The organism is Sphingobium xenophagum, from assembly GCF_002288285.1.
Classification (GTDB): Bacteria; Pseudomonadota; Alphaproteobacteria; order Sphingomonadales; family Sphingomonadaceae; genus Sphingobium; species Sphingobium xenophagum.
Genome location: NZ_CP022745.1, coordinates 1,929,916 through 1,954,498, shown reverse-complemented (window position 1 = coordinate 1,954,498; position 24,583 = coordinate 1,929,916). Strand labels below are relative to the sequence as shown.

Annotated in this window: 27 protein-coding genes and 1 tRNA gene; 5 read left to right on the top strand and 23 right to left on the bottom strand. The window is 64.8% G+C overall.

Annotation, left to right across the window (positions count from 1 at the left end):
• Positions 1–41: 41 nt before the first annotated feature.
• The 5 genes from CJD35_RS09615 to CJD35_RS09595 are packed head-to-tail and all read right to left on the bottom strand — an operon-like array spanning position 42 to position 6,261.
• A complete protein-coding gene (locus CJD35_RS09615; protein ID WP_017181601.1) occupies positions 42–2,759 on the bottom strand; it encodes a valine--tRNA ligase in 2,718 nt (905 codons plus the stop codon).
• 45 nt (positions 2,760–2,804) lie between these two features.
• The gene (locus tag CJD35_RS09610) at positions 2,805–3,527 is read right to left on the bottom strand and encodes an NnrU family protein (protein ID WP_017181602.1); all 723 of its coding nucleotides are present in this window, start codon (positions 3,525–3,527) and stop codon (positions 2,805–2,807) included.
• Positions 3,528–3,571: 44 nt separating this feature from the next.
• Positions 3,572–4,087 carry a DUF2497 domain-containing protein gene (locus CJD35_RS09605; RefSeq protein WP_017181603.1) on the bottom strand — a complete coding sequence of 172 codons (516 nt, stop codon included), beginning with the start codon at positions 4,085–4,087 and terminating at the stop codon, positions 3,572–3,574.
• Positions 4,088–4,124: 37 nt separating this feature from the next.
• The gene (locus tag CJD35_RS09600) at positions 4,125–5,618 is read right to left on the bottom strand and encodes a TolC family outer membrane protein (protein ID WP_026002128.1); all 1,494 of its coding nucleotides are present in this window, start codon (positions 5,616–5,618) and stop codon (positions 4,125–4,127) included.
• 10 nt (positions 5,619–5,628) lie between these two features.
• Positions 5,629–6,261, bottom strand: coding sequence for a protein-L-isoaspartate O-methyltransferase family protein (locus tag CJD35_RS09595; protein WP_017181605.1), 633 nt, complete (start codon positions 6,259–6,261; stop codon positions 5,629–5,631).
• Between the two features lie 199 nt (positions 6,262–6,460).
• Here CJD35_RS09595 and CJD35_RS09590 point away from each other — a divergent pair.
• Positions 6,461–6,534: transfer RNA gene (locus tag CJD35_RS09590), tRNA-Cys, on the top strand.
• A gap of 14 nt (positions 6,535–6,548) precedes the next feature.
• Here CJD35_RS09590 and CJD35_RS09585 read toward each other — a convergent pair.
• From CJD35_RS09585 to CJD35_RS09540, 10 genes are all read right to left on the bottom strand, one after another.
• Positions 6,549–7,712 carry a tyrosine-type recombinase/integrase gene (locus tag CJD35_RS09585; protein ID WP_095687008.1) on the bottom strand — a complete coding sequence of 388 codons (1,164 nt, stop codon included), beginning with the start codon at positions 7,710–7,712 and terminating at the stop codon, positions 6,549–6,551.
• Positions 7,709–7,897 carry a hypothetical protein gene (locus CJD35_RS09580; protein WP_095687007.1) on the bottom strand — a complete coding sequence of 63 codons (189 nt, stop codon included), beginning with the start codon at positions 7,895–7,897 and terminating at the stop codon, positions 7,709–7,711. Before CJD35_RS09580 ends, CJD35_RS09585 begins: the two co-directional genes overlap by 4 nt.
• The gene (locus tag CJD35_RS09575) at positions 7,894–8,187 is read right to left on the bottom strand and encodes a phage head closure protein (RefSeq protein WP_216628939.1); all 294 of its coding nucleotides are present in this window, start codon (positions 8,185–8,187) and stop codon (positions 7,894–7,896) included. Before CJD35_RS09575 ends, CJD35_RS09580 begins: the two co-directional genes overlap by 4 nt.
• Before the next feature lie 23 nt (positions 8,188–8,210).
• The gene (locus CJD35_RS09570; protein ID WP_095687005.1) at positions 8,211–8,501 is read right to left on the bottom strand and encodes a head-tail connector protein; all 291 of its coding nucleotides are present in this window, start codon (positions 8,499–8,501) and stop codon (positions 8,211–8,213) included.
• Positions 8,494–9,687 (bottom strand): phage portal protein, encoded by a 1,194-nt coding sequence (locus tag CJD35_RS09565; RefSeq protein ID WP_095687004.1) that lies wholly within the window; start codon positions 9,685–9,687, stop codon positions 8,494–8,496. Before CJD35_RS09565 ends, CJD35_RS09570 begins: the two co-directional genes overlap by 8 nt.
• Positions 9,678–10,217, bottom strand: coding sequence for an HK97 family phage prohead protease (locus tag CJD35_RS09560; RefSeq protein WP_020821222.1), 540 nt, complete (start codon positions 10,215–10,217; stop codon positions 9,678–9,680). Before CJD35_RS09560 ends, CJD35_RS09565 begins: the two co-directional genes overlap by 10 nt.
• Positions 10,217–10,483 carry a spike base protein, RCAP_Rcc01079 family gene (locus CJD35_RS09555; protein WP_020821223.1) on the bottom strand — a complete coding sequence of 89 codons (267 nt, stop codon included), beginning with the start codon at positions 10,481–10,483 and terminating at the stop codon, positions 10,217–10,219. The genes CJD35_RS09560 and CJD35_RS09555 overlap by 1 nt, the downstream gene beginning before the upstream one ends.
• Positions 10,484–10,486: 3 nt before the next feature.
• The gene (locus CJD35_RS09550) at positions 10,487–11,686 is read right to left on the bottom strand and encodes a phage major capsid protein (protein WP_244917179.1); all 1,200 of its coding nucleotides are present in this window, start codon (positions 11,684–11,686) and stop codon (positions 10,487–10,489) included.
• A gap of 245 nt (positions 11,687–11,931) precedes the next feature.
• Positions 11,932–12,504 (bottom strand): hypothetical protein, encoded by a 573-nt coding sequence (locus tag CJD35_RS09545; protein WP_095687002.1) that lies wholly within the window; start codon positions 12,502–12,504, stop codon positions 11,932–11,934.
• 86 nt (positions 12,505–12,590) lie between these two features.
• Complete coding sequence (locus CJD35_RS09540) at positions 12,591–12,938, bottom strand: hypothetical protein (RefSeq protein WP_095687001.1); 348 nt, start codon at positions 12,936–12,938, stop codon at positions 12,591–12,593.
• Between the two features lie 98 nt (positions 12,939–13,036).
• Here CJD35_RS09540 and CJD35_RS09535 point away from each other — a divergent pair, with 98 nt between their 5' ends.
• Positions 13,037–13,243 carry a hypothetical protein gene (locus CJD35_RS09535; RefSeq protein ID WP_095687000.1) on the top strand — a complete coding sequence of 69 codons (207 nt, stop codon included), beginning with the start codon at positions 13,037–13,039 and terminating at the stop codon, positions 13,241–13,243.
• On the opposite strand, the gene CJD35_RS09530 is transcribed toward CJD35_RS09535, so the two are convergent.
• The 5 genes from CJD35_RS09530 to CJD35_RS09520 form a co-directional block, all read right to left on the bottom strand.
• Complete coding sequence (locus CJD35_RS09530; protein ID WP_095686999.1) at positions 13,240–14,739, bottom strand: terminase large subunit; 1,500 nt, start codon at positions 14,737–14,739, stop codon at positions 13,240–13,242. The genes CJD35_RS09535 and CJD35_RS09530 overlap by 4 nt on opposite strands.
• Before the next feature lie 82 nt (positions 14,740–14,821).
• Positions 14,822–15,121 (bottom strand): HNH endonuclease, encoded by a 300-nt coding sequence (locus tag CJD35_RS23565; RefSeq protein ID WP_380823328.1) that lies wholly within the window; start codon positions 15,119–15,121, stop codon positions 14,822–14,824.
• Between the two features lie 82 nt (positions 15,122–15,203).
• Positions 15,204–15,416, bottom strand: a complete 213-nt coding sequence (locus tag CJD35_RS09525; protein WP_095686998.1) for a hypothetical protein — start codon at positions 15,414–15,416, stop codon at positions 15,204–15,206.
• On the bottom strand, positions 15,413–15,562 hold the full coding sequence (locus tag CJD35_RS22380; RefSeq protein WP_020821228.1) for a hypothetical protein: 150 nt from the start codon (positions 15,560–15,562) through the stop codon (positions 15,413–15,415). The genes CJD35_RS09525 and CJD35_RS22380 overlap by 4 nt, the downstream gene beginning before the upstream one ends.
• Before the next feature lie 120 nt (positions 15,563–15,682).
• Positions 15,683–17,830: a phage/plasmid primase, P4 family gene (locus CJD35_RS09520; RefSeq protein ID WP_157742295.1), complete on the bottom strand. Its 2,148-nt coding sequence runs from the start codon at positions 17,828–17,830 to the stop codon at positions 15,683–15,685.
• A 302-nt stretch (positions 17,831–18,132) separates the two neighbouring features.
• Between CJD35_RS09520 and CJD35_RS09515 the strand changes: the two genes are divergently transcribed.
• Positions 18,133–18,807 (top strand): glutathione S-transferase family protein, encoded by a 675-nt coding sequence (locus tag CJD35_RS09515; protein ID WP_017182738.1) that lies wholly within the window; start codon positions 18,133–18,135, stop codon positions 18,805–18,807.
• Between the two features lie 4 nt (positions 18,808–18,811).
• Entirely contained in the window at positions 18,812–19,456 is a 645-nt protein-coding gene (locus tag CJD35_RS09510; protein WP_017182739.1) for a hypothetical protein, read from the top strand.
• A 68-nt stretch (positions 19,457–19,524) separates the two neighbouring features.
• On the opposite strand, the gene ndk is transcribed toward CJD35_RS09510, so the two are convergent.
• The 3 genes from ndk to CJD35_RS09495 all read right to left on the bottom strand — a co-directional run bounded on the left by ndk (position 19,525) and on the right by CJD35_RS09495 (position 22,067).
• Positions 19,525–19,947, bottom strand: coding sequence for a nucleoside-diphosphate kinase (gene ndk, locus CJD35_RS09505; protein ID WP_006953431.1), 423 nt, complete (start codon positions 19,945–19,947; stop codon positions 19,525–19,527).
• Positions 19,948–20,036: 89 nt separating this feature from the next.
• The gene (locus CJD35_RS09500) at positions 20,037–20,474 is read right to left on the bottom strand and encodes a DNA polymerase III subunit chi (RefSeq protein ID WP_017182740.1); all 438 of its coding nucleotides are present in this window, start codon (positions 20,472–20,474) and stop codon (positions 20,037–20,039) included.
• A gap of 147 nt (positions 20,475–20,621) precedes the next feature.
• The gene (locus CJD35_RS09495; protein WP_017182741.1) at positions 20,622–22,067 is read right to left on the bottom strand and encodes a leucyl aminopeptidase; all 1,446 of its coding nucleotides are present in this window, start codon (positions 22,065–22,067) and stop codon (positions 20,622–20,624) included.
• 268 nt (positions 22,068–22,335) lie between these two features.
• Between CJD35_RS09495 and CJD35_RS09490 the strand changes: the two genes are divergently transcribed.
• Positions 22,336–24,516, top strand: coding sequence for an LPS-assembly protein LptD (locus tag CJD35_RS09490; RefSeq protein WP_420876372.1), 2,181 nt, complete (start codon positions 22,336–22,338; stop codon positions 24,514–24,516).
• The last annotated feature ends 67 nt before the right edge of the window (positions 24,517–24,583 follow it).

Here is a 24,583-nt window from a genome sequence, read left to right as displayed (position 1 = left end):
AGCCCGAACGGGTCTATATTCTGCTACGCCAGACTACTCACTTACCCCAGCCGGTCCAGCGCTGCTTTCAACCGTTCGGCCTCGGCGCTCTTTTCGGCATGGTCCTCGCGGGCCTTGGCGACCGCTTCGGGCTTGGCTTTCTCAACGAAACTGGGGTTGGACAGCCGCCCGCCCAGCGCGTCCCGCTCCTTCTCCGCGGCGGCCAGCGCCTTGGCGAGCCGCGCTTTTTCCGCCGCAATGTCGATCACGCCTTCCAGCGGCAGGATGAAGGTCGCCTCATCCACCACGATCTGCGCCGCGCCGCCTGCGGGTGGCTCGCCGAACGTCAGGCTCTCGATCCGCCCCAGCCGCGCCAGCGCCGCGCCCTGCCGGTCGAGGCGACGATGCGTCTCTTCCGATCCGTCGCGCACCACCATGGGCAGCTTCGCGCCGGGCGGCACATTCAGTTCGGTGCGCCCGGTGCGGATCGCGCTGACCAGCCGGATCAGCCAGTCAATCTCCGCCTGCGCCTCCGTATCCACCGCCGCCAGCGCCCTGGGCCATTGCGCGACGATCAGCGCGCTCGCGCGGTCGCCGGTCAGGTGCCATAACTCTTCGGTGATGAATGGCATGAACGGGTGCAGCATCACCAGGATCTGGTCGAACGCCCATCCGGCGACGGCGCGCGTTTCGTCATCCATCGCGCCCTTGGTCAGTTCGATATACCAGTCGCAAAACTGGTCCCAGACGAAATGATAGATGGCGTTGGCCGCCGCATCGAAACGCAGGTCGGCGAGCGCCGTGTCGATCGCCTGCACGGTGGCCACCGTCTCCGCGATGATCCAGCGATTGACCGGCAGGCTGGCGGCGGGCGCATCGATGCTGGTCGACGCCGTGACGCCGTTCGACTGGAGGAAGCGCGCGGCGTTCCACAGCTTGGTCGCGAAGTTGCGATACCCCTCGACCCGCTTCTCGTCCATCTTCACGTCGCGGCCCTGGCTCTCCATCGCGCTCATGAAGAAGCGAAGGGCGTCCGCGCCATATGTATCGATCAGGCCCAGCGGATCGACGACATTGCCCTTGGACTTGGACATTTTCTGCCCGTCCGCCGCACGAACGAGGCCGTGGAGATAGAGTTTGCGCCATGGCACGTCCCCCATGAATTCCATCCCCTGCATCGCCATCCGCGCGTCCCAGAAGAACAGGATGTCGAAGCCGGAAATCAGCAGATCATTGGGGTAGTGACGGGACACTAGTGAGTTGCTCCCCTTTTCCTGTGCGCCATCCGGCCAGCCCAGCGTCCCGAACGGCCACAATGCCGAGGAGAACCAGGTGTCGAGGACGTCGGAATCGCGGGTCAGCTTCCTGTTGCCAGCCATAGCCTGCGCTTCGGCTTCGGTCTCTGCCACATAGGATGCGCCATCCTCGTCGAACCACGCCGGAATCTGATGGCCCCACCACAACTGCCGAGAGACACACCAGGGCTGGATATTCTCCATCCAGTTGAAGAAGGTCTTTTCCCACGTCTTGGGGACGATCTCGATCCGCCCGTCGCGCACCGCCTGCATCGGCGCGACGGCCAGCTTGGCGGCGTCGACATACCATTGGTCGGTCAGCCAGGGTTCGATCACCACGCCGGAGCGGTCGCCAAACGGCGTCTGGATGACGCGCGGCTCAAAGTCCGCGACGACCTCCTCGCCTTCCTTGTTCTTGGTGACATGCGGCATCAGGAAGCCCAGCGCCTTCATCTCCGCGACCACAGCCTCACGCGCGCCGTCCACGCCATCGCGCTTGAAGCGGTGCAGGCCCAGATAGGCGTCGGGCACCCGACCGTCCGTCGTCTGCACGACATTGGCGTCCGCATCGAACATGTTGAGCATCGCGCCAGCGGCGATGCCCGCGCGCTTGCCGACCTCGAAATCGTTGAAATCATGCCCCGGCGTGATCTTGACCGCGCCCGATCCCAGTTCGGGGTCCGCATAATCATCGCCAACGATCCGCAATCGCCGTCCAGTGATCGGCTGCAATATCTCCTTGCCGATCACGCTGCGATAGCGCGCATCGTCGGGATGGACCGCGACCGCCATGTCCGCCAGCATCGTTTCGGGCCGCGTCGTCGCGACCACGATATGATCGCTCCCGTCCGCCAGTGTCACGCCGTCGGCCAGCGGATATTTGAAGCGCCAGAAGCCGCCCTGCGTCTCCTTCGTCTCCACCTCCAGATCGGAAATGGCCGAACGGAAATGCGGGTCCCAGTTGACCAGCCTTTTGTCGCGATAGAGCAGGCCGCGCTGGTGCAGTTCCACGAACACCTTTACCACGGCCTTGCTGAAATGCGGGTCCATGGTGAATTGTTCGCGGCTCCAGTCCATCGAACAGCCCAGCCGCCGCAGCTGGCCAGTGATCGTGCCGCCGCTTTCCTGCTTCCATTCCCACACTTTGGCGATGAATTCGTCGCGCGTGTAATCGGTGCGCTTCTCGCCGCGGGCATTCATCTGCCGCTCGACCACCATCTGGGTCGCGATGCCCGCATGGTCGGTGCCGACCACCCACAGCGCATCCTTGCCGCGCAGCCGCTCGTAACGGATCATGATGTCCTGCAACGTATTGTCGAGCGCATGGCCGATATGCAGGCTGCCGGTCACGTTTGGCGGCGGATTGACGATCGTATAGGGCTGCGCGTCCGGCCGTTCGGGGCGGAACAGGCCGTTCGTCTCCCAATGCTTGTACCAGCGGGCTTCGATATCGGCGGGGTCGAATGTCTTGGGCAGATCGGTCATGGAAGCGCCCTTAATGGCCCTTCCCGTTCCATTCCAGCCGAAAGATCAGCCCAGCCAGCGCCAAATGCCCGCAGGCCAGCCGGTCAGCGGTATATGCGCCCAGGTCGCAACCAGCCAAAGGACCGTTCCCCCTGCCAGCGCATGCAGACCGAAACGCCCGAAACGCGCCCGTCCGGCCAGGATGGCGGCGAACGGCCAATAGCTGGTCCGCGATTCCCACAGCGGCCACGAATCAGGGGTCAATGCCGCTTTCTTGCTGTCCTGCAGAGCAGCGCCCACCAGCGACAGGATGATGATCGCCACGGACAGGATGATGTTGGCGATGACGGGATAGACCAGAATATGCGCCACGCCCCACAGCGCGATGGCCCACATCATGGGGTGGCGGGTGATGGCAAACACGCCCTTGGCTTCGGCGGGCACCATGGCGCTGCCATCAGGCGCGGGCAAGGCGGGGTTGCCGACCAGCGACCCCAGCAGCAGGATCGACGCGATCAGCATGATGACCGTCACCAGCGCCCACAGGTCGTCCCCCACCGGCCACAGCATGGGCGTGACCGGCGCGGCGCGATAGGCCAGGATCATCCAGATCATCGTCACCGCCGCTACCAGCGAATAGAGGCCCAGAAAGCCTTTTTCCCCCAGACGCGACACCAGCGGCGCGCGCAATGGATGCGACATCAGGAAATGCGTTCCGACAAACGCCGTCGCCGCGATCAACAGCATCATATCGCCATGCCCCCAGCCATGCCAAGCCAGGGGCAGCATATCATGATTGGAACAATCGCGTCAGTCGTCGAACAAAGGAAAAATCAGCGCGCGGTGATGCGGGCGATTTCCTTGGCCACCATATCCTCGACCAAGGCCGGCAGGCGGGCGTCCAGCCATTCCTTCAGCATCGGCTTCAGCATCGACCGGACCAGCCCGTCGAGCGTATTGTCGGCACCCTCGGGCGCGGCGATCAGCATGGAGGACAAGGCGGACAGCGAATGGCGCGCGGCGACTTCGCTTTCGACCGACAGGATCGACTCATCCGCCGGGGCTGCGGGCTTGGCCGCGGGCGTCGCCTTCGCGGCAGCTTTGGGAGCGGGCATCACATCCTCCACCACGACCTCATCGGTCAGTTCCAGCACCTCGTCGACCATCGGCGCGAAGGATACGGGGGCCGGTTCGTCAGGCGTGCCAGTCTCGATCACGGGCTTGGGCGCGGCGTCAGCCCGCCCGCGACGCGGCGCCGCCTGTACCGCCTCCTCGCCTTCCTCGGCGATGATCCGCTTGATGGACGAGAGTATCTCTTCCATCGACGGTTCCTTTGTCATGTCGCCCATGCCGTCCCCTGACTATCGGCCCCGCAATCACAGCCCCTTATGGCTGTTGTGCCGTTTCGGGACTCACATTGGCGTTTTGTGGCAGCGTGTCAACGGTGCGCGTGGCGACCGGCATGGGCGCTGCACCATAGTCCCAGTCGAACCATTTGCCCTTCACCCGGTCATAATTGACCATCGGATCATAGAGCGTGCCGCTGGCCAGCCCCAGATCGTCCGCTTCGGCATGGCCCATCGCGGCGAGCAGGCTGAAGCCGGCGACATAGGCGTTGCGCCGCGCCGACACCAGCTGGACGCGGGCGTTGAGCGCTTCCTGCTCGGCATTGAGAATGTCGAGGATGGTGCGGCTGCCGACCGAATTTTCGGCCCGCACGCCTTCCAGCGACAGCGATGCCGCCTCGACCGCCTTCTGGTTCGAATCGATCGTCTGGAGCGACGCCTGCCAGCTGGCATAGGCGGCCCGCGTCTGCGCGATCACGCCGCGCTCGATCTCGATCTCCTGTTCGATCGCCTGCGATTCGAGCGCCTGGGTCTGGCGCACCTGCGCGGCCGGACGACCGCCCTGATATAGCGGGATGGTCAGCTGCACGCCCGCGACGGCCTGCTTGTTGATCTGCGGCCCTTCGACCGCATTGCCATTGGCGTCGAGCGCGGTGCTGTCGAGCGAATGGAGATAATTGGTGTAGCCCGCCTGGGTGAAAGCCGACACGCGCGGCAGCACGCCGCCTTTCGCCGCCTTCGCGTCATAGTGGCGCGCCTCGCGCTGCTTCTGCGCCGCCAATATGTCCGCATTGTCGCGCAGGGCCACCTGCACGGCGGTTTCCGGGTTGGCGGGCAGACCCGGCAATTGCGGCGGCGGCTCCAGATTGTCGGGCGCCTCGCCGACCAGCGCAATGTAATTTTCCCGGCTGGTGATCAGGTTGGCCTGGGCGATCTGGAGGTCGGACCGGGCCAGCGCCAGCCGCGATTCGGACTGGGCAACGTCGGTGCGGGTCAGGTCGCCCACCTCGAACCGGTCGTTCGTCGCCTGCAGGTTGACGTCCAGCACCTTCACATTGGCCTGGTTGAGCGCCACGATGGCGCTGTCGCGGATCACGTCCATATAGGCCGCAACCGTCTGCGAAAACACGCTTGCTTCGGTGCCGCGCAGGTTCGCCTGACCGGCGGCGACGCGGGTCTTGGCGGCCTTCACGCCATTGCGAACGGTCCCGCCGGAATAGATCGGCACATTCAATTGCGCCTGTGCATTCACGGTGCGCTGTGGCGCGGTGAAGCTGATCGTGGGCTTCAGGATGCTTTCGCTATAGCTGCCGCTCACGTCGGCCGCGGGACGCCCGTTCGCCTTCTGGAGCGGCACATTTTCGTCCGTTGCGCGCTGCCCTGCGCGCGCGCCGGTCAGCGTCGGGTTGGACGCATAGGCCTTCGCCAGCGCCCCCTGCAACGTTTCGGCCATGGCCGGACCGGCCAGGCAAGAGGATAGCAACAGCAAGGCTGTAGCGGTGGTCCGCCGGAAATTAGGTCGCTTTGCTGTCATGATCCCCGTCTCAAAAAACGAATCGCTCCGGCGCGGCAAAGCCCGGCAGCACCACCATCTCAATATCCGCAACGCTGGACAGGCCCAGCACGCCCGCGACAACCCGGCCACTCGCCAGCCGGGTGACGCCGCGTTCGACCACGCCCGTGACGACCCGCGCCCCATCGCAAAGCTGCCCAACGAGCACGGCGGGCACTTCCGCCACCGCGCCGTCGATAAACAGCAGATCATAAGGCGCACCAGCGGGCGATCCGGCATTGAGCGGACCACGCACCACGCTCACGCCGGCAATGTCCGGCCCGCCCTCTTCCTCGATCGCCGTCACCTGTGCGCCCATTGCGGCCAGCAAGGCGGCGCTGTAGCCGGTCGCCGCGCCGATCAGCAGCACCTTGTCGCCGGGCGCAACCTTCGCCTCGGTCAGCAGGCGCCCCGTCACCAGCGGCGGGTTCAGCGCACGGCCGCCGCTCAGCGGGATCGGGCGATCGACATAGGTCATGGCCCGGCGCTCGACGGGGACATAATCCTCACGCGGCACGCTCGCCATCGCGGCGATCACGCGCGGATCGTCCACGTCGCTGGTACGCAACTGGCTTTCGACCATGGCGGTCCGCATCGAAGAAAAATTCTGCTCGGTCACGATCATTCTCGCTTGGTCGATTGGACTTGGCACAACTGTATTGGTAATGCAATACAGCAAGGGGATCAACGGACCTCTAAATCAGCGCGCAGGCCACGCCAAGCGGCTTTGCACGGCAAAGGACCAGAATCTTGCGCCCACTGCCCGATCCGCCGCTTGACTTTGCAACCAAAGCCGCACATTTGCGGCGTCCACCGCGACGGATGGCCCGATGGCGGAGTGGTTACGCAGAGGACTGCAAATCCTTGCACGCCGGTTCGATTCCGGCTCGGGCCTCCACCTCTTTCAAAATGTCACCCATTTTCCGCCCTTTGCGCTGGATCGGTGTCTAACCTTGGATCGGGGTTAGACATTTCCCAATCCGAAAGTTGCTTGATTGCACTGTCGGCAAGCCGCTCTTGATTGGCAGCGGCGGTGTATCGCGCCACCTCATCATCCTTGGAATGGCCGCTCACAGACTTCATGGTTTTGTTCGGCATCTCCAGCTCAGCCATGCGCCGCATGGTCGCCTTGCGGAGCCCGTGCGCGGTGCACTTGGGCAGGCCAGCCGCATCGCATTGTTCCCGGAACCAGCCGCCAAAGCCTTTGACTGAGAAGGGCTTGCCCCACTCCGTCACCAGGAAGCACATGGCATCGCTCGCCGGCATGGCGTCGATCGCCGCCGCGAGCTGGGGAGCAATGGCAAGCCGCAGCAGCTTGCCGGTCTTGCTCTGCCGAATGACGAACTTGCCGGCGCGAACGTGCTGGCGGCCCAGGTGGATCGCATCAACCTTGCGCTGATCGGTCCACAGCATCAGCTCCATGGCGAGGCGCTGTTTCGTGCCCAGCGGCCAGTGCGCCCGATAGGTGGCAATATCTTCCTCGGTCCAGGTGTAGAAGCCGGGCGAGCGGTCGCTAGGCGCAACCTTTACCGGCTCCGAATCGTCAACCGGGTTCGTCGCGATCCATTCCAGCTTGCGAGCGAACGCGAACAGCCGCCGCAATTCCTTCCGCAGCTTCCGCGCCGCCTCGTTGCCGCCGATCGTGCGGCCCCGCGCGTCAACGCTCTTGTTCCGCACCTTCGCAATGATCGCGTCGATATGCTCGAAGCTCACGCCCTTCACCGGGCGATCCTCGCGGCCCTCCGCGAACCGCTCCAGAATGCGGCGCACCTTGGTTTGCGTCGTCTCGGTCGGCCCCAGCCGCTCAGGCACAGCGAAATAGCGCCGTAGCAGGTCGCCAATGCTGCCGGGCACGGTGCGCGCCGCGTGCGCTTCCTCGATCCCCTCCGCGATAGCCTCAGGGCTGTTGAAGCGCCGGTATTCCTCCCGGAACGCCTCAGTGCCCAGCGGAGCGGTGAAATACTTGGACGGGTAGCCTTTGCGCCGAAAGCGCAGCCGCTCCTTGCCGTGGCGATCCTTGAACCGGGAGACGTATTCCGGGAGGAAGCGGTTGGAGCGCAGGCGGTGCCGCGTCATGCCTGCAATTCCTCATCCCAAGGATTGCTGTTCGCCGCCTTCCGGGGCGCGCCATCGGCAAACATGACGACAATCGCGCCGGCCGGATCAATGCGGTAGCCGCTCGGTTTCAGGCCAGCCGCCACCGCAGCGCGAAGGGCGCGGGTGGCATCAGCCTGTTTGAACCGGGCAGCGCGCGTGCTCATAGGGCGGCCGCCACCGTCATCAGTTCCAGGCCCTCACGCCGGCCCAGCTCGCGAACCTCTTTGATGTTGTGCAGGCGATCGGCATAGGCAACGCGATCAAGCACGGTAATGCCCTCGATCCAGCGCAGCCGGAACAGCACGCGAATCTCCGCCATCATCTGAGCCGCCGCCAGGAACTCCCGCCCGCCTTGCTGCACAACCTGGGCAGAGACAGTCACCAGCGGCCCCCAGGTTTCAATCTGCGAACCATAGTCCGGGTCAATGGTGATGGTGGCGCGCTCGATCGTCACGCGCCGGTCAAGAGCGCCGGCCCTCATGTTGCGAGGCTCCGATAGGGCTGCGTCAACCAGCGGACGCCGTGCGGCATGGGAACAACGCTCGTGCCCACGTTCACCGCTTCCCGGTTCTCAAACCAGTCGGCAACCAGCATCAGCGCAGCGAGGCGCAGGCGCTCGGGCACGTCGCCCTCGCCGTCCCATGCGTCCGCCAGCTCGGTCACGCCTTCATTTGCCGCCGCGATCAGCACGGTAAGCGTGCCGTCATCGTCGGTGCCATCGACGCGCAGGAAGTCCTTTGCTTCCGCCAGAGAGACTAGATCAGCCATTGGCCGGTTCTCCCTGATTGTTCGGCTGGGCGTTACCGCCGTCAGCAGGGCGCGGGTTCCAGCCCTCGATCTGGCGCACTTCGTCAGTGTCGAGCACGCCGGTTTCCAGCGCGATCTTGTGCGCGTTCCACCGGGTTTCGGGATCTCCGCGAAGGAAGCCGGAAAGGTCTAGCTCCAGCTCATAGCCGCTGCCGGCCGTAAAGACGCTGCGAGCGAACTCCGCCTCGATCTTGCGAGCCCAGGGCGCGAGGCAGAACGTCGCGAACCATAGGCCCGCCTGGGCAGCGTTCGTGAACGTGTTGTTCTCATATGCCTGCACGATCGGCGGGGGCACCTGAAACAGCCGGCAAATTTCGATCACGCCAAACTTGCGCGTCTCCAGCAGCTCCGCGTCCTCAGGCGAGATTTGCGCCGCCTTCCACGTCAGGCCACCGTCGAGGATCAGCGTCGAGCCCGCATTGGCCGCGCCCGAATGACGATCAGCGAATTGCGAGCGGAGCCCGTTGCGCTGTTCCATCGTCATTGTGCCGGGATGCTCGATCACGCCGGAAGGGCTGGCACCGTTGGCGAGGAAGTTGCGCGCGTGCCGGTTGGCAAGGTCAACGCCCTGCACCGTCTCTGCCGCCCTAGAGAGGCGCGAACGGCCAATGCGGCCATCGTCGGTGCGGTCCCTCAGGTGCAGCACCTCGCCCTCCAGCAAGCGCCGGGTGCGGCCCTTGCCGTCGCCAATGTCATAGGCCAGCCGGCCGCTGGGCAGCTCCTGCACCGTCACCATGCCCCAGGGCACCCATGCGAAGCCGGCAAGCTGCCCGTTGCCGCCGCGAATGATCTCCGCAAGGCCGTTGCCGGTCAGCAGCGCCGATGCAATCCAGTGCTCCAGGAAGTCGGGCCAGGTCTGTTGTGGATTGACGCCGCCCTTCACCAGCCGGCCCAGGGGGTGCGTTGCTACCTCGATCCGGTTGCCGTTACCGTCGCGCCGGTAGATCAGCGCGGGCACATAGGCGAGCGCCGATGCAACGGCCGTGGTGCAGGCCAGCACCGTGGAAAGGTTCTCGGCCGCGCGAGCGGAGACGCCGGAGAAATAGCCGGTCGAATTGCCCAGCGCCTGCCAGGATGGATCGAGCGGGCTGGCATCGCTCCGCCGCTCAAAGCCCATGAATGCCGCCATGCGGTCGATCACGCCCATTGCCGCGCCTCCGCCAGTGCGAGCGCCCGCGTGCGCCGTTGCGCGTCACTGCCGCGCTGGAGCGCCCTCAGGGCAATTTCAGTGTCGGGATAGGCAGGCCATGCGGAAACAACGCTGATCTCTTTCAGCGCGATCGAGCGCAGCGTGCGCGTGCGCCCGTCCCAGCTTTCGCCACCTTCCGGCACGTTGAAGCCGAAGGACATGCCTCCCAGGTCGCCACGCTCGGCAAGCGCCAGCACGTCACGGCCGGCTTGCGTCTCCGGCACGTCCAGAGAGAAGGCGAGGCCCCTGCTATCCTCGGTCAAGCGCAGCGTGCCGGAGCGTGTGCGCCCCAGCACCTTGCCCGCGTCATGGTCGAGAAGCGCCAGCACGTCGCCCGCGATAGCGGCCCGGAAGGCACCGGGAGCAATGCGCTCCCGGAATGCCCCAAGGTCCGCCTCGGTCCCGAAGGTAGCGGCATAGCCCTCGATCCTACGCCCCGCCGTGCGAAGCTCGGTAAAGGCGCGCCGTTCGAGGGTTGCCGCCGCCATCAGTAGAGCGCCAGCATGTTGGTGGCGGTCGTGTTCGTGGTGCGAACGTGCGTCACCCGCAGCGGGAGAATGCCCACCGGAGCCGCCTTGATAAGCACGTCTGTTTCATCGCCCACCAGCCGGCAGGCAATGTCACCGCTCACGCCGACATAGAGGCCGCGCGTTGCGCCGTCCGCCAGCGGGTTGGTGTTGTGGGTCGTAACAGCCTTGGCGCTCCGTGCCGGGGCGCTCGCTGCGTTCACGAAATGGCTATAGGGATCGGACATGGCTCAGGCTCCCAGGATCACGCCAGAGGCTTTGGTGAAGGACGCGGGGCGGCGGACGCCGAAGTCCACCGTCGCCATGCTGCGAACCAGGATGTTGCCCTTGGAATAAGCCGTCTCCGCGAACGGATTCACCAGCACGTCGATTTGCGACCAAATGCCGATCAGGAAGTCGGCCCAATCGCCATAGACAAGCGCGTGCTCGTCATCGCCGGTGCCCAGGTCGCTGGGCGCCTGATTGGTGAACTGCACCGGCTCGTTGTGGAACGTCTCGCCAAACGGGATCGGCCGGCCGTTCGCATCGCGCAGCTTCATGGCATCGCCCTTGATCCCGTTCGTCGCGAGGAAGCCGCGATTGGGGGAGACGTTCGCCAAGTCCGCCGCCGCGATCATGTTGGCCGTGGTGATGAACAGGTCCGTATCGAACGCCACAGCGTCAATGTCGGGATCGTTCAGCAGGCCGCGCGGCTCCGCTCCGGTGCCGCTGCCATTGATCGCCGCGCGGTCGATCTCCAGGGCGATGTTGCGCGCCTGCATGTTCCGCAAAAGCTGCTCGATCGCCGGGCTCGATTGCTGGAGCATCTGCCGGCTGATCTCGCTGATAACGCCGACATGGTGCGGCTCAAGCGAGAGGCTGTCAAAGGCCGCGTCATCGTAGCTCAGCGCCACGTTCTCCGCGACCCAGCCCACGGCCGGGCTGTCCGTCTCGCGCGGAATGACGACATCGCCGGTAAGGCCGCTAAGGGTGGTCGCCCCCAGCGTCGTCACAACCGCCGTGGCAGTCAGCGCCGAAGTGAACAGGTCGGGGCGGAAGGTGGTCGGGGTGAGCGTGCCCGCGTTGCTCGTGGTCTGCACGCGCGTCTCGAAAATCTCGGTCGGCACGTAGAAGCCCTGGGCAGGCTTGCCGGCGCGCTTTGCCAGCTCGCCCTGCAATTCCAGCTCCCGGCCGGCATCGACGTTGAGGCCGGCAGCGTGCGCCAGCATCTTCACCAGCGAGAAGCTGCGAAGCTCCTTGCTCAGGTGTTCGTCGGTCGTGCCGTTGAGCGGGGTGCCCGGTGCAGCGCGATCGGCCGCGTCGATCTTGCGCTGGCGATCCAGCTTGCCGTCGATCGTCCGCAGCTCGGTTTCCGCCGCCTCGAATGCGGCATTGTCGTCTTTCTCGTGGGCAGCGTTCATGCGGTCCAGAATGGCCGCCCGCTGTTCCATCAGGTCCGCAGTTTTCATTCTAACGTCCTTCAATCTGGCGGGGAGCCGAAGCCCCCGCACGGTGAATGCCGACTGTCTCGCGACGTTGGCCTTGTGAGCGGGGAGGCCCCGCAAGCTCTTTCCGAGTCCCTGACAGCTAACCGATTTGGTTCGTTGTAGGACAGCGGAATTATTCGTCCCCAGGGGGTGCACCCCTTTCCCTATCGGCAGACGCGCCAGGGACGCCGTGGGGAGCGGCGATCTCATCAGCGCAGGTAGCCTTCGCAGACGCCGCGCGCGTGCCGGTCCACCATGTTCAGGAAAACGATGGTGGGCGGAGTGTAGAGCGGGCCGCCATTCGCAAAGAGGTCCGAGAACTGAAACGGCAGCGTGCCACCAGTCGGGCGAGCGCGAGCAACGCGCGCGTCATTCCCGGCATGGTGGATCAAGAACGTCCAATCGGGATCGGGATAGAGGCCAAGGGGAAGCCGCTCGATCGGCGGAACTTCCTCGCCCGCCCAATAGCTAACGCCGTCGCCAAGGTGAGCCCAGCACATCGCAGCGCCGTAAGCGTCGGCAACATCAACGCCCTTGCTAACCAGTCGAGCGGCGGCGGAAATATGGAGAACAGCGCGCAAGGTGAGAAGCGCGGCCTTGCCTTCGCCCTCAGCGGGAACGCCACCAGCGGCCAGCATACCGCCCTCAGGCTCCCACAGCTTCACCCGCTCGCGAACGATCCACTGGCGCAGCGTTGCGGGAGCGACAAGCGCCGCCTGGGCCGCGACGGCAACCGGGAACAACGGAGTGTCCCAATTTTGCGGATCGTTGAGGTTGAGCATTTGCGGTCCTTCGTCAGGTGTCGAAGCCCTTATGCTACTTCACCTGTCGAAGGTCAAGCCCCCGTCGCCAACCGGGGGCACTTTCGTCAGGGACGGCGAAGGTCCAGCGCCAATCGGCGCGCGTCGCTGGCGAGCTGGCAAATGAAGCCATTGGCCAAATACCAGTTGGCCAGCTCCTCGTCGCGGAACACTTCTAGCTTGCGGCACAAGTCAAACATGCGATCGGCTGGCGAGAGCATGAAGTCGTTCAAGGCTTGTGTGTGGGCTTCACTGAGCGGCTCGTTGATCTCTTCGGCAAGATCATCGTCCAATAGCTCAGGCGCGTAGAGCGCAATATCCCAGGCCGCTTTGGCGCGCCGGTAGGCGTAATACAGCGCCCGCGAAGAGGTTGGGTTGGTTTGGGCGGATTCCGCCTGTAGGGAAGTAACAGCCATGTCGATCTCCTAACGATCGGTTGTGGTCAGGCTCGGCATCGCGTTGGCGCGCGGTGTCGGGCCGCCTTGAGGTATGGGCGCAAAGGGGAGTCAGGTCAATGATCGAGGCAAGCAAGCTCACTGATGAGGCCCTATTGGCCTATGATGACATGATGACTGAGTGCGTCGTGAAGGTAGAAAAGTTTGCGCCGCTCGCTGTCCGTATCTGGTCCGAAGTAATGAAGGAACTCGATCGGCGCGGTAAAGTGAAGCTGATGAGCGGTTCTTATGACGACATTGGCAACGCCCTAATTCAGCGGCTCTAAACCCACATCAGGCCCGCGCCCTTGTAAACGGCTGGGCCTTCGTCGGTCGCCGCCAGGCCGCACGCCATGATTGCCGAAACGATCCCGTCGATACGATCGAGGCTCTTTGCCTTCGTCGGCTTGCGGTTGCCGGCAGGGTCGCTTTCCACGATCACGTTGCCAGCCTGCCAGCGCAGCAGCGGGTTGCCGTTGTGCTGGAGCTTCCTGCCCAGCAAGGCCCGCTCGAAAGCATCCACGGCCGCCGCGTAGGATTTGAAGCCGGGAATGAACTCCCGCATGGGCAGGTCTATTCCCTCGTCGCTCAGCAGCTTCATCAGCCGCGCCATCTGCCAGCGATCGAAGGCGATCCCCTGCACGTCATACCGCGCCCGAATGTCCGCGAGCTGGAGCGCAATCGCCAGGTCGTCTCGGGCGTTGCCCACCGTTACCGTTGCCCAGCCGTCCGCTGCCCAGCGATCATAGGGCACCCGGTCCCGCTCCACGCGCGCCGGGATCGTATCGGCCGGAAGCCAGTGCCAGGCGATCAGCCGGCCGCTGTCCGGGAAGTAGAGAGACAGGGCGCTAAGGTCGCGCGTGCTGGATAGATCGAGGCCGCCAAAGCATCGCTCCCCCTCCAGCTCCAGCGGATCGAAGGGCTCCGCGTTCGCCTCCCAATCCGCTTGCTCGATAAACCGGCCCTCGGCCGCAATCCGCTGATTGAGCTGCAACAGGCGGAAGCTGGGCTCGAATGACGGGGAGCGGATCGCACGCGCCGCCGCGTCGGCAAACTGATCGTCGTTCAGGAACTCGCCCAGGGCGGGATTAGCCGCGGCCCACGCTTCCCGATCGTCCAGCCGGCAATCGTCCGGTGCAGCGTGCAATTGCGTGTAGATCGTGGGCACCGGCTCCGCGTCCAGCATCTCGGAGAAGAAATGCAGGTCATCGGCCGCTTGCGTGCTGATCGTCACGCCAAGCGCCTGGGCACGCTTGCCCATGCCGGTTGCGAGGTTGTCCCACAGCTCCCGGTTGCGCCATTGCGCCACCTCGTCCGCGATCCAGAATGACGGGGCGAGACCATGCGCTTTGCGCGCGTCGGACGTGAGCGCCCGCCACCGCGATTGCGATTCCTCGTCTATGATCTCCTTGTGCCAGTCGCGGATATTCACCCGCGCCGCCATCCACGGGGTTGCCTCGATATAGGCCCGCGTCTGATTGTAGAGCACGCCGGCTTGCTCGCGATCGAGCGCCGCCGCGTAGCATTCGCCGTAGGGTTCCAGACAAGGCCCCAGCAGGTGCGCGAGCGACAGGCCCGATAGCAGCGCGCTCTTGCCGTTGCCGCGCGCCACGCTCAGCGCCGCCAGCCGAACCAGGCGCAAGCCGTCATCGTCGCGCGGTCCATAGACGCCGCGAACGAACTGGCGCTGAAACTCCAGCAGCTCCATCGCCTCGCCAGCGCGAAGGCCGGAGACGATCGGCAGGGTTTCGAGGAACGCCAGCACCTGATCGGCTTCCGGCATCCCTTCCTTTTCCCAAGGGTGCGAAACGGTCGCAGGGGCAGCTTGCGCGGCGGCCCTCAGGCGGCCGGCACCGGGTCCGCGTTTACCCATCGCAGTTACCTTTAGAAACTAATTGATTTTGAAGGTTCGGCGGCGGTCCTAAGGGGTCAGCCCTGAGCGATTTCCAATGGTGCGTCGGGTCGAGCGGATTGCCCTCGGCATCGCACCCGCGCCTGGGCTTGGCCGATCGCACTGCCCCTGCCTCGGTGCCCCGTGCTGTCTTGGCGGAGTGACAGGCCGGGCAATAGCTCGCGAGCCCATCATGCCCAGGGAAGGCAGGCCCTCCCTCGCTGATCGGCACCCGATGGTCCACCGTGTTGGCGATGACGTAGGGCGAGCCCATGGCCTTGTGCCCCTCACAGAACGGGAAGGCGCGAAGGTGCGCGGTGCGGAGCCGCTTCCAGTTGGCGGTGTTGTAGGGCCAATCAGCCATGCTCAGGCCCAACCACTGCGATGATATGCAGGCGCTCGATCGCCTTGCTCAGTATCTTGCGCTGAGAGCGGGAGACGCCCTTGCCCACCATGGCCGCCTCGATCTCGCGCACGGTGAGCGGACGGGAGACGGCATCAAGCGCAATCAATGCGCCCTCCAGGGCTTGCGGCCCCATCGCCGCCAGTTGCTCAGTGATAGGGTTCATCGGGTTTCCTCCAGCGTGCGGGCGAGCCGGCGCAAGGCGTGCTCGATCTCCTGCCTGTTCTCGAAATAGCGTTCGGGGTCGCGCCAATCCGGGCGGAGCCGGGATAGCTCACGCGCGATCAGGCGAGCGGTGCGGGCGGCTGTCATATCACCGCCTCAGGGTCGCAAGGGACGCTTAGGGTCGGATGAAACCTATAACGGTCACAGGTGCGCGCGCGTGTGTGGCGATTAACAGGACCAAGCGCCCTAAGTGTCCCTATGTGCCCCTTAGTCATGGTAAGCGGCCCTCGGTTTGAGGGCGAGGCCGTGATAGGCGCGAATGCCGTTGCTCTTTTTCCGGTGAAAGCCAGCCCGCGCGAGGCGGCTGCTCATGGCGCGCTGACTGCCCGGATCATCGCCGGCCGCCTTCGCGAAGTCTGCCCAATCGTTATAGAGCGGGGTCGGCATCTCCCACTTGCCCGGCGCTCGATCGCACCGTTCCTCGATCCACTGGCCGAACAAGTCCTGATCCTCGAAATAATCCGCTGTCGCGGCCGTGACGATCTCAGGGCGGACAAGGCCATTCGCCTGCCAATCCTTGCAGCCTGCGATTGCCCAGGCGAGAATGCGACCGGCTTCCTGCCGCAGCTTTTCCTCTAGCTGCCGATCGGGACGCTCAGGCTTTTGCGTGAACGGAACGATGTTGAACCGGCGCTTTGCCGCGTCGTCCACATTCGCAAGCACGGGGGCATGATTGCCGACAATAACCAGCTTGAACTGAGGGACGAACTCAAAGAAGTCCTGCCGCATAAAGCGCGCGCTGATCTTGTCGCCGCCCGTGAGTTGCTTGATCCGGCTTTCTGCCCAGGCCCGGCCTTCCTCGGTTTCGCTGGCGGAAACCAGCCGCGCGCCGTTGAGCATTGCAAGGTCGGTAGGGTGACGATCGCTCTTGCTCGCCGTGAACGTGTCCATGCCGGCTGTGGTGGCATAGTCGCCCATGATGTAATTCAGGACGTTGAGAAAGACACTCTTGCCGTTGCCGCCCGGCCCATAGATGAAGAACAGCGCGTGTTCGTTCGTTAGGCCGGTGAGGCAATAGCCCGCCATCTGTTGAAGGAAGCGCATCAGCTCCCGATCGCCGGCCGTCGCTTGCTCTAGGAAGGTAAGCCATAGGCTCGGCTCCCCATGCTCCGGCGCAACGCCGGTTTGCTTCGTTATCATGTCGGCTTGCCGCGCCGGGAAGAACGCTCCCGTTCGCAGGTCCACGGTGCCACCTGGGGTGCCGATCAGATAGGGGTCGCGATCCCACACGTCCGCCGTGACAGCGTGCATGGGGTCCGCGCGTGCAAAAGCCTCAGCACCGTTCGCCACGCTGGAGCGGCTGAAAGACGGATCGCCGCCGCTGATCTTGACCGCCAGCTTGCGGGCATAATGGAACGCCACCTTAGTTTCGTTCCGCTGCCACCGCGTCCCGGTCCACTCGAACCATTTGCCGGCATGGTGGTCGAACTTGAGCCGGTCGCCGTGCGACTCGGTGAATGCGACCGCAATCTGATCTTCCGAAACGTCGGTGTTTTTCTCCCGGCGCTTAGGCGTCTCTTGCCGCTCCGGCCGCTCCGGTGGATCGCGGGGCTCGGTCATGCCCTTCGCGAAGCCGCTTTCGATCGTCGGCCCGATCTCCTCAGGATCAAGCCCGATTGCGGCGGCGGTAGTGTGCAGCCGGCGCTTTACCTCGCCTTCGTTCAGGTGCCCGCCAGCGACGATCTGCCCCAGCTTCAAGGCCGCATCATTCAGCGCCTTGTTCCGCCTGCCCTCGGGCGCGCCCATCAGCACAGCCAGCTCGTTTCGCAACGCTGCCTCTGCCCAAGGCCCGGTGCGATCGGTCGGGAAGGGCCGCACATTGTCGGGCTGCTCGCGCTCCGGCTTGGCCAGCATCGCCGCAAGCCATTCGGGCAGGGGCGCTATCGGGAACAGGCCGGGGGGATTTTCCCAGGCGTAGGTTGCGCCGCTTTCGTGCACGCTGCCAGGCGCGACAACATAGCCGCCGTCGCCGCGAATATCCCAGCCGGGCAGAAGTCCCGCGCGGTTCGTCAACGTGCCGCCCGGATGCTGGAAATAGACGTGCCGGCCCTTGCCGGTGCGAACCGTCACAGTGTCGGGAATGCCCCGCCGCTCCGCCTCGGCAATCGCCTCGGCGCTGTCGAGGTCGAGCACCAGCAAGCCGGAGACTGCCCCGGTCGCTATGCCGATATTCGACGGCCGCGCCGCCCACTGGCGGACAACCTCGATCGGTGCCCGTGCTGTCTGGTATGCCTTCCACTTGACGCTCGGCAGCTTCCCGCCGTGCTCGATCGGGATCACGCTAAAGCCCAGGTCGTAGGGCTCACGCCATGCTTTCGGCAGCTCGAATGCCGCTGCCTGGGGTTGAACCGTCATTGCGCCGCCCTCCCGTCTCCGGTAGGGTTCGCCCGCCAATCCGCCGCTATGGAATGGTCTGCCCTCGCCTCGGTGCCAGCCGGAGCGGGGGCGTTTCGTTTCAGGCCAGGGGGAGCGGCCGGGAGGTTAGACAGTCGGCACGCAACCGCCTGATATTCCGTGCCCCGAAAATTGCTTGTTAGACGTTTGGAGCCCGCGTAAATCCGTGTTTCTGGAAGCCCGGCTCGGGCCTCCAAAATCCTGTTTCGTCGCCGCTGTCCCGCCCCTCGACTTCTGCGCGCCGCTCCGGCTAAAGCGGGGGCATGATGAAGCTGTTTATCGGGAACAAAGCCTATTCGAGCTGGTCGCTGCGCGGCTGGCTGGCGTGCAAGCTGTCCGGCCTGCCCTTTGAAGAGGCGGTCGTCCCCCTCTATGACGAAGCGTGGGAAAAGCGGCGCGAAGGCGACGAATTCGCCCCCTCCTCCGGCAAGGTGCCGATCCTGTGGGACGGCGATGATATTGTCGTGTGGGACAGCCTGGCGATTGTCGAATATCTCAATGAAAAAACCGGGAACGAGAAATTCTGGCCCACCGATCCCGCCGCGCGCGCCATGGCCCGGTCGATGGCGGCCGAAATGCACTCCAGCTTCGCCGCGCTCCGCCGCGAGCATAGCATGAACATCCGTCAGATTTATGATGCGGTGCCGCCGTCCGAAGCGGTCAAGCAGGATCTGGCGCGACTGATGCAGCTCTGGGCGCAGGCCCGCGCCCGCCATGGCGGCGAAGGCGACTTCCTGTTCGGCCCGTTCGGGGCGACCGACGTCATGTTCGCGCCGGTGGTCACGCGCCTCATCACCTATCAACTGCCCGTGGCCCGCTTTGCCGAAGCCTATATGCACGCCATCATCGCCCACCCCTGGATGCAGGAGTGGATTGGCGGCGCACAGGCCGAAGATTGGGTCATCGACCGGTTCGAGGTGCCGCCGCAGGTGGCCTGAAACGATGAGCGACGCACCCGACACGCCTCAGGAAGCCCGTGCACAGGAAGCTGCCGCGATCCGTCGCCGCTGGATCAGCCTGGGTGAAATGCTGGCGGTCTTGGCGGTGGGTATTTCCGCGCTGACCCTTTATCTCAACTGGTCGGACAAGCGCGACGCGCGCGCGGACAAGGCCAGCGAAAGCCGTCAGGCTTCGGCCCGCGCTGCCAAGCTGGTGCTGGAGGCCAAGGCGGACGGGGACGACCGGCTGGTGCTGAAGCCTGCCGCGCCCGACCAGATCGTGCAGAGCCAGACGCTCATCTTCCCTGCTGCGCTGGGCGTTGCGCCGGTATCCACGACAGGCGAACCGCGGATCGAGGCCGACTGGTTCGATAACGCGCTCAAAAAGGCCAGGGCGAAGGCCAAGCTGCCCGACAACAGCGTGGGCGATGAAAAGCTGCCGGTCGTCATCACCACGCGCTTCGTCGTCAATGGCGAAGCGCGGGAGGATAGCGCGATCTATGACATCGGCTATGGCATAGCGGGCCGCTGGCTATCGGGGCATGACGTGACGTTGCGCGGCCTCTCTCTGGTGACGCGCAATGTCGGCAAGGCGCCTGTGGCCGCAATCGACACCCGCTGGTCCACGCTGGTGGCGGCCCGCAAATAGCAGAGCCATGAAAAAGCCCGGCCCTTCACCGAAGGACCGGGCTTTTTCAGACCGATGGGATCGCGGCGTTAGCCGACGATTTCTTCCGGCTTGAAGAAGAAGGCGATTTCGGTCGCGGCATTTTCTTCGCTGTCCGAACCATGGACCGAATTGGCTTCGATCGATTCGGCCAGTTCCTTGCGGATCGTGCCAGCGTCGGCATTGGCCGGGTTGGTCGCGCCCATGATGTCGCGGTTGCGCTGCACGGCGTTTTCGCCTTCCAGCACCTGCACGACGACCGGGCCGGAAATCATGAAGGCGACGAGGTCAGCGAAGAAGGGGCGTTCCTTGTGGACGCCGTAAAAGCCTTCGGCCTGTTCGCGGCTCATGCGGATGCGCTTCGATGCGACGACGCGCAGACCGGCTTCCTCCAGCATCTTGGTGACAGCGCCGGTCAGGTTGCGACGGGTCGCGTCGGGCTTGATGATCGAAAAAGTGCGCGTGACGGCCATGGCCCTCGATACTCCGAATGGTTGGAAATGCTGCGCGCGCCTTTAGACGGGGCCGGGCCGGGCCGCAAGGGGCTTCGCCTAAGCCCCGGCTATGCCATTTGCAGCCACTTGCGTCCGTCCTGCTTGAAATAGCGGGATTCGATCCCGTCGCGCTTGGCCAATGCCCGCCAGCTCGCCCGCGCCGCCTCGATCGTGCTGTCGTCGAAGAAGTGGAAAACCCGGTCGAAATCGAGCGCCTGTTCGCGCCACAACCCATCGGCCAGCGCGACATGACGCGCGCCATTGGCGGCATCGCAGGACGCGCCGAGCAGGATCGGCTGATGCCCCTCCCCCGCTTCGCCCGCATGGCCATGCGCCAGGAAACTGTCGGGCGGGCCATTCCACAGCCCGGCGGAAATCCGCTCCAGCCAGTCCGGCTCCTGCGCCACTACCAGCAGGCGCGCACCCATCGCCAGGATGCGCGCGGCGATAGCCGGCAGCACCTGATCGACGGGATCACGGCTCAACTGATAGAAATCGACCTGCATGGCCTTAAAATCCTAACTCCGTTCGCCCTGAGCTTGTCGAAGCCTGTCCTGAGCGCCTGCCTTGGCAGGCAGTCGAAGGGGGGCGTTCTTCTTTTCGAAGAAGGACAAGGCTTCGACAGGCTCAGCCCGAACGGGCGTGGGGGCATCTTACCGTTCGAACTTGTCCGCGACAAACTGGTCGAGCAGCCGCACGCCATAGCCGGTCGCGCCCTTGTCGAACGTCGCACCGGGCTTGTCGGACCAGACCATGCCTGCAATGTCGAGATGCGCCCATTTGACGCCATCGTCGATGAACCGCTTGATGAACTGCGCGGCGGTGATCGACCCGGCATAGCGGCCACCGATATTCTTCATATCGGCGATCGGGCTGTCGATCAGCTTGTTGTAAGCGTCGGACAGCGGGAAGCGCCAAAGCGGTTCGCCAGCCGTCTTGCCCGCCGCGGTCAGATCGTCCGACAGGCCGTCATCGTTGGAGAAAAGCCCGGCATATTGATCGCCCAGCGATACCAGGATCGCGCCCGTCAGCGTCGCCAGATCAACCACCGTATCGGGCTTGTAGTTTTTCTGCGCCCAGGTCAGCGCGTCGCACAGCACCAGCCGCCCTTCGGCGTCGGTGTTGATCACCTCGATCGTCTGACCCGACATGGATGTCACAATGTCGCCGGGGCGCTGCGCATTGCCGTCGGGCATATTTTCGACCAGCCCGCAAATGCCCACGACATGCGCCTTGGCCTTGCGCCCGGCCAGCGCCTTGATCGCGCCGGCGACGGCGCCCGCGCCGCCCATGTCCCACTTCATATCTTCCATACCAGCGGCGGGCTTGATGGATATGCCGCCCGTGTCGAACGTCACGCCCTTGCCGACGAGCACCAGCGGCGTTTCCACCGCGCCGTCAGTGCCGTCCCATTCCAGCGCCAGCAACCGCGCGTCGCGCGCCGAACCCTGCGCCACGCCCAGCAGCGCGCCCATGCCCAATGCCTCCATGGCCGGGCGGTCCAGCACGCTGATCTTCACGCCCAGTTCGGCCAGATGCTGGCAACGCTCGACGAAGCTTTCGGGATAGATGATATTGGCCGGTTCCGACACGAGTTCGCGGGTCAGCGCGACACCCGCCGCGACGGCGGCATGCCGCTCCCACGCCGCGCCAGCGTCGGCCGACACGATCGTCACCGTCGTCAGCGTCGGCTTGGCCTTTTCCGGCTGGCGGGTGCGATATGTGTCGATCCGCCAGCCGCGCAGCAGCGCGCCCAGCGCCAGCCGCGCCGCGCCAGCGCCACTCGCGCCGCCGACAAATTCGACCGCTGCATGGGTCGCCCCGCTGGTCAGCAGGCGGGCGGTCAATGCGCCACCGGCGCGCTCCAGGTCCGCGTCATTCCCCGTCCCCGTGCCCAGCAGCACGATGCGCAGCACCTTGCCGCCCTCGTCCGCAAAACTCTCGAACGTCGTGCCCACTTCCCCGGTAAAGCGCGCAGCCGCAGCGCCCGCCACCAGCGTCGCGGATGCGGCGACCGGCAGGCGGTCGGGCGTGCCCTTGGGCATGGCCAGGACCAGAGTGTCGGCATCGGGACGGGTCGGGCTGATCGCGATATCCATCAAGGGACCTTTTCTGCATGGGGCTGTAAGACGTAATCTTTGCCAAATAGTGCGGCTTGCCCCGTCTGGCAAAGGCGTTCGACCGATTTTGCCCGAAAAGAGCGCAGCAGGGCGATTGCGGCGCGCGCCAAGCAATGCGATAGGCAGGCGCTGATACCGCCCCTTGATGAGGCCCGACCTTTTGGCTATCCTCCCTGCATCCCTTACATTGCGTCCTGCCCTGCTGGTCGGTTGCGCCCTGACGTCCCTCGCCATCGCCAGCCCGGCCATGGCGCAGCAGTTGAACGAACCGCAGGCGCCGATCAGCGCGCCGGACGCGCCGGTACCGGCCAGCGACGACCAGATCGGCTTTTCCGCCGACGCGCTGGAATATGACAGCAATAGCGACATCGTCACGGCCAGCGGCGCGGTCCAGTTGCTGCGCGACGGCAATCGCCTGCGCGCCGACAAGGTCGTGTGGAATCGCAACAGCGGCAAGGTGGAAGCGATCGGCAACGTTTCCGTGACTGATCCCGACGGCAATATCGCCTATGGCGACCGCTTCGACGTGACCGATACGCTCAAGGACGGCCTGGTCGACAACATCTTGCTGGTGCTACAGTCGGGCGGTCGCCTGGCGGCGGCCACCGGCACGCGCACCAACGGCCTCTACACGCTCAATCGCGCCGCCTATACTGGCTGCGCGGTGGAGGACAGCAAGGGCTGCCCCAAGGAACCGACATGGCAGATCAACGCGGTCAAGGTCGTCTATGACCCGACCCGCCAGAGGGTCACCTATACCAACGCCAATATCGAACTGTTCGGCCTGCCGCTCATTCCGCTGCCCGGCCTGTCCCATCCCGTCGGCGAAGGCGGCGGCAGCGGCCTGATGGTGCCCAATCTGCGCTATGACCGGAACAATGGTTTTGAAGTCGCGCTGCCCTATTATTTCAAGCTCGCGCCCAATCGCGACCTGACGGTCACGCCGCATGTCTATACCGACAGCCTGCCGATGCTCGAAACGACCTTCCGCCATCTCTATGATCGCGGCGCGTATCAGATCACCGGCTATGCGACGTATGGCAGCCGCGTCGCGACCGGCGACAGCAGCGTGGGCACCCCGCCCGCAGCGTCGCAAAAGGATTTCCGCGGCTATCTCGACGCCAGCGGCGCCCTGCAACTGACGCCGGAATGGAGCGTCGACGGATCGATTCGCGTCGCCAGCGACCGCACCTTCCTGCGCCGCTACGACATCAACCGCGACGACCGGCTGCGCTCGACCATCGGCGCGCAGCGAATCGGCCAGAACAGCTATTTCTCCTTGCGCGGCTGGGCGGTGCAGACCCTGCGCGCGGGCGATTCGCAGGGGCAGACGCCGATCGCGCTGCCGGTCATGGACTATCGCCTGCGCCTGAAAGACCCGCTGCTGGGCGGCGTGCTGCAATTGCAGGCCAATACGCTGGCGATCACGCGCACCCATGGTCAGGATACGCAGCGCGCCTTCTCGGCGGCCGAATGGAACCTGCGCACCCTGACCGGCATGGGTCAGGAAGTGACCTTCACCGGCTATCTGCGCGGCGACGTCTATCACAGCAGCGACAATGACCTGACGCCGACCGCCAGCTATGCGGGCGATCCGGGCTGGCAGGCGCGCGGCATCGCCGCTGCCGCGGTGGACATGCGCTGGCCGTTCATGGGCGAGGCGTTCGGCGGCGTGCAGCGGATTACCCCGCGCATCCAGATCGTCGCGGCGCCCAAACTCGCCAATCTGCGGCTACCCAATGAAGATGCCCGCGCCGTCGATCTGGAGGACAGCAACCTCTTCGCCCTCAATCGCTTCGCAGGCTATGACCGGTTCGAGGATTCGACCCGCATCACCTATGGGCTGGAATATAGCCTGTCCCTGCCCGACTTCTCGCTCCAGAGCATCGTCGGGCAAAGCTATCGGCTCAACAGCCGCACCAGCATCCTGCCCGACGGCACCGGCCTGTCGGACCGCACGTCCGACATCGTTGGCCGCACCACGATCCGCTACAAGGATTTCATCAGCTTCACCCACCGTTTCCGGCTGGACAAGGATCATCTGTCCGTCCGGCGCAACGAACTGGACGCGACCGTGGGCAGCAGGGATACCTACGCCATGGTCGGCTATCTGCGGCTCAACCGCAATGCGCTGGCGGGGCTGGAGGATTTGCAGGACCGCGAAGAATTGCGGCTGGGCGGGCGCGTTCAGTTCGCCCGCTTCTGGTCGGTGTTCGGCTCGACCGTGATCGACCTGACCGATGCAAAGGAAGATCCGCTCAGCATGGCCGATGGTTATGAGCCGGTCCGCCATCGCCTTGGCATCGCCTATGAGGATGATTGCCTCACCCTCGGCATCACCTGGCGGCGCGATTATCAGGCCAATGGTGACGCGCGAAAGGGCAATGCTTTCCAGCTTCGGCTAGCTTTCCGCAATATTGGCATATAAGGATCACCCTTCCCGCTTCCCTGTCAGGGCTGGTTCAGGCGGATTGGCGCATTCGTGCCAGACCGTA

Coding starts and splice junctions, on each gene's coding strand:
- CJD35_RS09615 (WP_017181601.1), bottom strand. CDS start 2,759: ATGACCGATCTGCCCAAGACATTCGACCCCGCCGATATCGAAGCCCGC.
- CJD35_RS09610 (WP_017181602.1), bottom strand. CDS start 3,527: ATGCTGCCCCTGGCTTGGCATGGCTGGGGGCATGGCGATATGATGCTG.
- CJD35_RS09605 (WP_017181603.1), bottom strand. CDS start 4,087: ATGGGCGACATGACAAAGGAACCGTCGATGGAAGAGATACTCTCGTCC.
- CJD35_RS09600 (WP_026002128.1), bottom strand. CDS start 5,618: ATGACAGCAAAGCGACCTAATTTCCGGCGGACCACCGCTACAGCCTTG.
- CJD35_RS09595 (WP_017181605.1), bottom strand. CDS start 6,261: ATGATCGTGACCGAGCAGAATTTTTCTTCGATGCGGACCGCCATGGTC.
- CJD35_RS09585 (WP_095687008.1), bottom strand. CDS start 7,712: ATGACGCGGCACCGCCTGCGCTCCAACCGCTTCCTCCCGGAATACGTC.
- CJD35_RS09580 (WP_095687007.1), bottom strand. CDS start 7,897: ATGAGCACGCGCGCTGCCCGGTTCAAACAGGCTGATGCCACCCGCGCC.
- CJD35_RS09570 (WP_095687005.1), bottom strand. CDS start 8,501: ATGGCTGATCTAGTCTCTCTGGCGGAAGCAAAGGACTTCCTGCGCGTC.
- CJD35_RS09565 (WP_095687004.1), bottom strand. CDS start 9,687: ATGGGCGTGATCGACCGCATGGCGGCATTCATGGGCTTTGAGCGGCGG.
- CJD35_RS09560 (WP_020821222.1), bottom strand. CDS start 10,217: ATGGCGGCGGCAACCCTCGAACGGCGCGCCTTTACCGAGCTTCGCACG.
- CJD35_RS09555 (WP_020821223.1), bottom strand. CDS start 10,483: ATGTCCGATCCCTATAGCCATTTCGTGAACGCAGCGAGCGCCCCGGCA.
- CJD35_RS09550 (WP_244917179.1), bottom strand. CDS start 11,686: ATGGAACAGCGGGCGGCCATTCTGGACCGCATGAACGCTGCCCACGAG.
- CJD35_RS09545 (WP_095687002.1), bottom strand. CDS start 12,504: ATGCTCAACCTCAACGATCCGCAAAATTGGGACACTCCGTTGTTCCCG.
- CJD35_RS09540 (WP_095687001.1), bottom strand. CDS start 12,938: ATGGCTGTTACTTCCCTACAGGCGGAATCCGCCCAAACCAACCCAACC.
- CJD35_RS09535 (WP_095687000.1), top strand. CDS start 13,037: ATGATCGAGGCAAGCAAGCTCACTGATGAGGCCCTATTGGCCTATGAT.
- CJD35_RS09530 (WP_095686999.1), bottom strand. CDS start 14,739: ATGCCGGAAGCCGATCAGGTGCTGGCGTTCCTCGAAACCCTGCCGATC.
- CJD35_RS23565 (WP_380823328.1), bottom strand. CDS start 15,121: ATGGGCTCGCCCTACGTCATCGCCAACACGGTGGACCATCGGGTGCCG.
- CJD35_RS09525 (WP_095686998.1), bottom strand. CDS start 15,416: ATGAACCCTATCACTGAGCAACTGGCGGCGATGGGGCCGCAAGCCCTG.
- CJD35_RS22380 (WP_020821228.1), bottom strand. CDS start 15,562: ATGACAGCCGCCCGCACCGCTCGCCTGATCGCGCGTGAGCTATCCCGG.
- CJD35_RS09520 (WP_157742295.1), bottom strand. CDS start 17,830: ATGACGGTTCAACCCCAGGCAGCGGCATTCGAGCTGCCGAAAGCATGG.
- CJD35_RS09515 (WP_017182738.1), top strand. CDS start 18,133: ATGATGAAGCTGTTTATCGGGAACAAAGCCTATTCGAGCTGGTCGCTG.
- CJD35_RS09510 (WP_017182739.1), top strand. CDS start 18,812: ATGAGCGACGCACCCGACACGCCTCAGGAAGCCCGTGCACAGGAAGCT.
- ndk (WP_006953431.1), bottom strand. CDS start 19,947: ATGGCCGTCACGCGCACTTTTTCGATCATCAAGCCCGACGCGACCCGT.
- CJD35_RS09500 (WP_017182740.1), bottom strand. CDS start 20,474: ATGCAGGTCGATTTCTATCAGTTGAGCCGTGATCCCGTCGATCAGGTG.
- CJD35_RS09495 (WP_017182741.1), bottom strand. CDS start 22,067: ATGGATATCGCGATCAGCCCGACCCGTCCCGATGCCGACACTCTGGTC.
- CJD35_RS09490 (WP_420876372.1), top strand. CDS start 22,336: ATGGCGCAGCAGTTGAACGAACCGCAGGCGCCGATCAGCGCGCCGGAC.